Genomic DNA, 6,255 nt, shown 5'->3' on the forward strand with positions numbered 1-6,255 from the left:
AGCAACTGCTCCCGCAGAGGTTCGACCATCTGTGAATGCGAGGCCACCGTGGTCGCGATCACCCGCGCCCGCACTCCTTCACTGCGCAGGCCCTCGACAAGCTCTTCCAGCGCCTGGGTCGGCCCGGCCACCGCACACGAAGCAGGCCCGTTGTCCGCGCTCACTTCCAGCTCCCCGCCCAGCGAGGCGACACGCTCGCGCACGGTCTCGGCAGGCAGCCCCACGGCGGCGATAGCTCCGCGTCCCCACAGCTCGGCGGCGAACAACCGGCTGCGCAACACCACCACCCGCACCGCGTCGGCCAGCGACAACACCCCGGCCACGCAGGCTGCCGCCACCTCACCTTGTGAGTGGCCCACCACCGCCGTCGGGCGGACGCCGACCGACTCCCACAGCTCGGCCAGCGCGATTCCGACCGCGAAGGCGACCGGCTGCAGCCTCTCGATCGAGTCCAGCCCGGCCCCATCGGCGTCGGCCAGCACCTGGGCCGGGTCCCAGTCCACCCACCGCCGGATCTCGCTGAAGCACTCCTCCAGCCGGGCGGCGAACACCGGCGACGCCTGCGCCAGCTCCACCCCCATCCCGGCCCACTGCGCCCCCTGACCGGGGAACACCAGCACCGCTTCCCGCCGCCCCGACGCCGTACCCGACACCGAACCGGCCACCACCCCGGCACCGGGCTCCCCCGCCGCCAGCGACTGCAGCCCGCTCAGCAGCTCCTCCCGGTCGGCGCCCATGACGACGGCACGGTCCTCGAACACCGGCCGCGTGCGTACCAGCGACAGGCCGACCTCCCCGACGGGCAACTCCGGACGTGCCACCACATACTCGGCCAGCCGGGACGCCTGAGCGCGCAACGCCTCCTCACCGCGCCCCGACACCACCCACGGCACCACACCGGAGATCACAGGAGTGCTCCCAGGCGTCTCCTCCTGCGGCTCCGGCTCGGGAGGCTGCTCCACGATCACGTGCGAGTTCGTCCCGCTCACGCCGAACGACGACACACCCGCCCGCCGCGGTCTGTCCGCGGGCTCCGGCCAGTCCCGCGCCTGCTCCAGCAGCCGAACCTGTCCCTGCTCCCAGTCGACATGGGTCGTGGGCGTGGACACGTACAGGGTCTGTGGCAACAGACCGTGCCGCATCGCCAGCACCATCTTGATCACACCGGCCACCCCCGCAGCGGCCTGCGTGTGCCCGATGTTCGACTTCACCGACCCAAGCCACAACGGCTCGGCCGAACCACGATCCCGCCCGTACGTCGCCAGCAACGCCTGCGCCTCGATCGGATCCCCCAGCGCGGTCCCCGTGCCATGCGCCTCGACCGCGTCCACCTCAGCACCCGACAACCCCGCATTGGCCAGCGCCTGACGGATCACCCGCTCCTGCGAAGGACCGTTCGGAGCCGTCAAACCATTACTGGCCCCGTCCTGATTGACCGCCGACCCCCGGATCACCCCCAACACCCGATGACCAGCGGCCACCGCATCCGACAACCGCTCCAGCACCAGCACACCGACACCCTCCGACAGGACGGTGCCGTCGGCCTCGTCGGAGAACGCCTTGCAGCGGTCGTCCCGCGCCAGGCCGCGCTGGTGGCTGAAGTCCACGAGGAGCTCCGGCGTGGCCATGATCGTCACGCCGCCCGCGAGCGCGAGCGTGCTCTCTCCGGTGCGCAACGACTGGCACGCCATGTGGATGGCGACGAGCGAGGAGGAGCAGGCGGTGTCCACCGTGACGGCGGGGCCCTCCAGGCCCAGCGTGTACGCGACCCGGCCGGAGATGACGGAGCTGGAGTTGCCCGTCCCCAGGTAACCCTCGCTGCCCTCGGGCAGGGGACCTCGGCCCACCTCGTAGTCGTTGGCGAAGGCGCCGATGAAGACGCCCGCGGAGGTGCCGCGCAACGAAGCCGGATGGAGGCCGGCCCGCTCCAGGGCCTCCCACGAGACCTCCAGCACCAGCCGCTGCTGCGGGTCCATCGCCACGGCCTCACGCGGGCTGATCCCGAAGAACGCGGGGTCGAACTCGTCCGCCCCTTCGACGAACCCACCCGAGCGCGCGTAGGTCGTCCCGCTGCTGTCCGGGTCGGGGTCGTACAGCGCTTCCAGGTCCCAGCCCCGGTCCTTCGGGAACGGGACGATCCCCTGCTCGCGCTCCAGCAGCAGCTTCCACAGGTCCTCCGGCGAGTTCACCCCGCCGGGATAGCGGCAGCTCATCGCCACGATCGCGATCGGCTCGCGCTCCTTCTCCTCGACCTCACGCAAACGTCGGTTGGCCTGCTGGAGATCCTCGGTCACTCGCCGCAGGTACGCGAGGAGCTTCTCTTCGTCAGCCATGCCGTCCCGCCTTCCCTAAGGGGTTTCGAGTCTGCGTTTCCTGGGGGACCTAAAGGCCCTGGTCGATCAGCGAGAAGAGCTCGTCGGCGCTCGCCGTGCGCACCTTGCTCTCCTCGTCCGTTCCGGATCGGTCGCCGCGCCACTCGTCCATGAGTTTCTGCAGGCGAACGGTGATCTCGGACCGCGCCTCGACATCGATGGCGATCTTGCCCAGCAGGCGGCCCAGCTCGTCCAGGCTCTGCAGCACCTGCGACTCGGCCGGTTCCTTCTTCGGCAGGAGCTGGCTGCCCATGTACTCGGCGATGGCGATCGCGTTGGGGTAGTCGAAGATCAGCGTCGCCGGCAGCCGGAGTCCGGTGGCCTTGCCGAGCCGGTTACGCAGTTCCACCGACGTCAGGGAGTCGAATCCGAGTTCGCTGAAGCTCCTGTCCGGATCCACGTGCTCTTCGGAGGCGTGTCCCAGCACGCCGGCGGCCTCCGTACGTACCAGCGAGACCAGCATGCGCTCCTGCTCGGCCGGGGGCAGCCCGGCCAGGCGCTGCTGCAGCGCCGACTCGCCGTCCGAGGCGGATGGCGCGCTCTGGGCGGTACGGCGTGCGGGGGTGCGCGCCAGGCCGCGCAGGACGGCGGGGATGCCGTCCTCGCGGGCTCCGAGAGCACGGGCGTCCATGGGCAGCGGTACGAGGAAGGGCTCCGCCATGGTCAGGGCGGCGTCCAGCAGTCGCATGCCTTCGTCGGCGCCCATCGCGGTGAACCCCGAACGGGACAGCCGCTCCAGGTCGATGTCGCCCAACTGGCGCGTCATGCCACCCGTTTCCGGTGCCCAGACACCCCACGCGAGGGACTGGGCGGGCAGGCCGGTGGTGTGGCGGTGGATCGCGAGCGCGTCGAGGAAGGCGTTGGCGGCGGAGTAGTTGCCCTGCCCGGCGCTGTCCAGGGTGGCGGCCGAGGAGGAGTAGAGGACGAACGCGGCCAGGTCGAGGTGGCGGGTCGCCTGGTGCAGATGCCAGGCTGCGTCCGCCTTGGGCCGCAGTACCCGGTCGATCTTGTCGGATGTGAGCGAGCCGATCACGCCGTCGTCCACCACTCCGGCGGCGTGGAAGACCGCGGTCAGGGGATGTTCGGTGTGGACGCGGTCGAGGAGTGCGGTGACCTGCTCGGGGTCGGACAGATCGCACGCGGTGATCTCGACAGTTGCGCCGGCTGCTTCCAGGTCGGCCCGTAGCTGGTCGGCGTCGGGGGCTTGGTCTCCTCGGCGGGAGGCCAGCAGCAGATGCCCGGCCTGGTGCTCGGTGGCCAGGTGACGGGCCAGGATGGCGCCCAGGCCGCCGGTGCCGCCCGTGATCAGCACCGTGCCGTCCGGATCCAGCGCGCGAGGCATGGTCAGGACGATCTTGCCGGTGTGGCGGGCCTGGGCCATGTGGCGGAAGGCTTGGCGGGCCTGCTGCACCGTCCAGCACCGCACCGGCAAGCCTGCCAGCTCCTGGCCGGCGAACAGGTCCAGCAGTTCGGCGAGCATCTGGCCGATCCGCTCGTGCCCGGCGTCCATCAGGTCGAAGCTGCGGTACCGGATTCCGTTGTTCTCGACGTCCGCCGGGTCACGCAGGTCGGTCTTGCCCATCTCGATGAACCGCCCGCCGGGGGCGAGCAGGTCGAGAGAGGCGTCGGTGAACGGCCCGGCCAGCGAGTTGAGCACGACCTGCACCCCTTCACCTCCGGTGACCGTGGTGAAGGCGTCGGCGAAGTCGAGGTCGCGGGAGGAGGCGATGTGATCGTCGGGAACGCCCAGCGCCCGCAGCAGGTGCTGCTTGGCGGGTGAGGCGGTGGCGAAGACCTCCGCGCCCAGATGCCGGGCGATCTGGATGGCGGCCATACCGACACCGCCGGCTCCGGAGTGGATCAGCACGCGCTCGCCGCGAGTGAGTCCGGCCAGGTCGACCAGCCCGTACCAGGCGGTCGCGAACGCTCCCGGGACGGACGCCGCGCGGGCGAAACTCCAGCTCTGCGGCATCCGCGCCATCATCCGGTGATCAGCCACCACGCGGGGACCGAACGTCCCCTCGCCCATGCCCATCACCCGGTCGCCGACGGTCAGCCCGTCCACCCCGGGCCCGACCTCGGCGATGACGCCGGCGAACTCGACGCCCATCGCTCCGGCCTCGCCCGGGTACATGCCCAAGGAGTTGAGCACGTCGCGGAAGTTCAGGCCGGCCGCGCGGACGTCCACGCGCACCTCACCGGCGGCCAGCTCCCGGTCGGCTTCGGGGGCCGGCATCAAGGTCAGCCCGTCGATGGAGCCCTTGGCGGGGCTGTCCAGCCGCCAGCCGTCGGGTCCTTCGGGGGTCGGGAGCTCGCCGGAGGTGTTCGCCTGGGTGAGGCGGGGCACCAGCACCCGGCCGGCCCGCACCACCAGCTGCGGCTCGTCCTCCACGCTCAGCAGGGAGGCCAGCGTGGTGAGCGAATCGGCCGCATCGTCGACGTCCACCAGGAGGATCCGGCCGGGGCTCTCAGCTTGAGCCGAGCGCACCAGGCCCGACACCGCCGCCTCGACCAGAGCGCTGCCGGCCTCCGTACCGGTCGTCACCGCACCGCTGGTGACCAGCACCAGCCGGGTCTCGGCCAGCTGTTCATTGGCCAGCCAGTCACGCAACACGTCCACGACCCGGTCCAGCTCCGACCGCAGCGCCTCCGGAAGCGTGTCCTGCCCGGCAGCCGCCCGCATGCGCATGACCACGGCGGCGGGAAGAGCCTGCCCGGACGCGACCGCGTCACCCAACGCCGCCGCGTCCGCGTACTCCTCGACACCACCGCCGGCGGACTCGATCGCCGCCGCCAGAGCGGGCCACCGCTCGCCCACCACCGTCACGTCGCCCACCGGCGCGTCCGCGAGGTCGCTCGCCGGCGGCACCCAGTCCATGCGCAGCAGCGACGACGAGGACGCGGTCGCGGTCAGCTTCTGGTCCGCGAGCTCCCGCAGGATCAGCGAGCCGATGGAGGCCACGGCCTGTCCCGCGGAGTCGCCCGTCTCCAGGGTCACCGCACCGTCGTCGGCTCGGCGCAGGCGCACGCGCAGGTGACTGGCGGCGGAGGCGTGCAGTCGCACGTCGGTCCAGGCGAAGGGCAGCGTGATCTTCGAGTCGTCGGAGAGTCGCTCGGCCACGCCGATGGCGTGCAGGGCCGCGTCCAGCAGCGCCGGGTGGATGCCGTACCGGCCGGCCTCGGCGGCCTCCCGCTCGCCGAGTTCCACCTCGGCGAAGACCTCTCCGTCGTGCTCCCAGGCTCGCTTGAGTCCCTGGAACGCCGGTCCGTACCCGTACCCTGCGGCGGACAGCGTCTCGTAGTGGTTCGACACGTCCACCGCCTGCGCTCCTGCCGGCGGCCACTGGCTCCAGTCGAAGCCCGCCGCGTCGCCGGTGTCCGCCGTGGCCACGATTCCGGCGGCATGACGTGTCCATGGCCGCGTACCGCTGCGGGCGTAGACCGTCGCCTCGCGCCGGCCGTCCTCGTCGGCGGCGGCCACCGCCACCTGGATCAGGATCGACTCGTCCCGTTCGATCACCAGCGGTGTCTCGATCGTCAGCTCTTCGACGACCGAGCAGCCGACCTCGTCGGCCCCGCGCACCACCAGCTCCACGAACCCGGTGCCGGGGAACACGACCTTCTCCCCCACCGCGTGGTCGGCCAGCCACGGATGCGCGGCGACCGAGATCCGCCCCGTCAGGACCACTCCGCCCTGATCGGGCAGCTCCACCGCGGCGCCCAGCAGGGGGTGGTCCGCGGGGGCCTGGCCCAGCCCGTCGACGTTCGTGACGGTCGAGGGCGCTTCGAGCCAGTAGTGGTGGTGTTGGAAGGGGTAGGTGGGCAGGTCGGTGGTGGTGGCGTGGGGGATGAGGGTGGTCCAGTTGGGGGTGGTGGTGGTGTT

General features: G+C 71.5%; 2 protein-coding genes. Both read right to left on the reverse strand.

Going from position 1 to position 6,255, the window contains the following annotated elements; genetic code table 11:
- The coding region (locus AB0L65_RS62680) for a type I polyketide synthase (protein WP_364267502.1) at positions 1–2,333 on the reverse strand (2,333 nt) is incomplete at its 3' end.
- A 49-nt stretch (positions 2,334–2,382) separates the two neighbouring features.
- The coding region (locus AB0L65_RS62685; RefSeq protein WP_364267505.1) for an SDR family NAD(P)-dependent oxidoreductase at positions 2,383–6,255 on the reverse strand (3,873 nt) is incomplete at its 5' end.

It is taken from the genome of Nonomuraea sp. NPDC052116, assembly GCF_040680035.1.
GTDB classification, from domain to species: domain Bacteria; phylum Actinomycetota; class Actinomycetes; order Streptosporangiales; family Streptosporangiaceae; genus Nonomuraea; species Nonomuraea angiospora_A.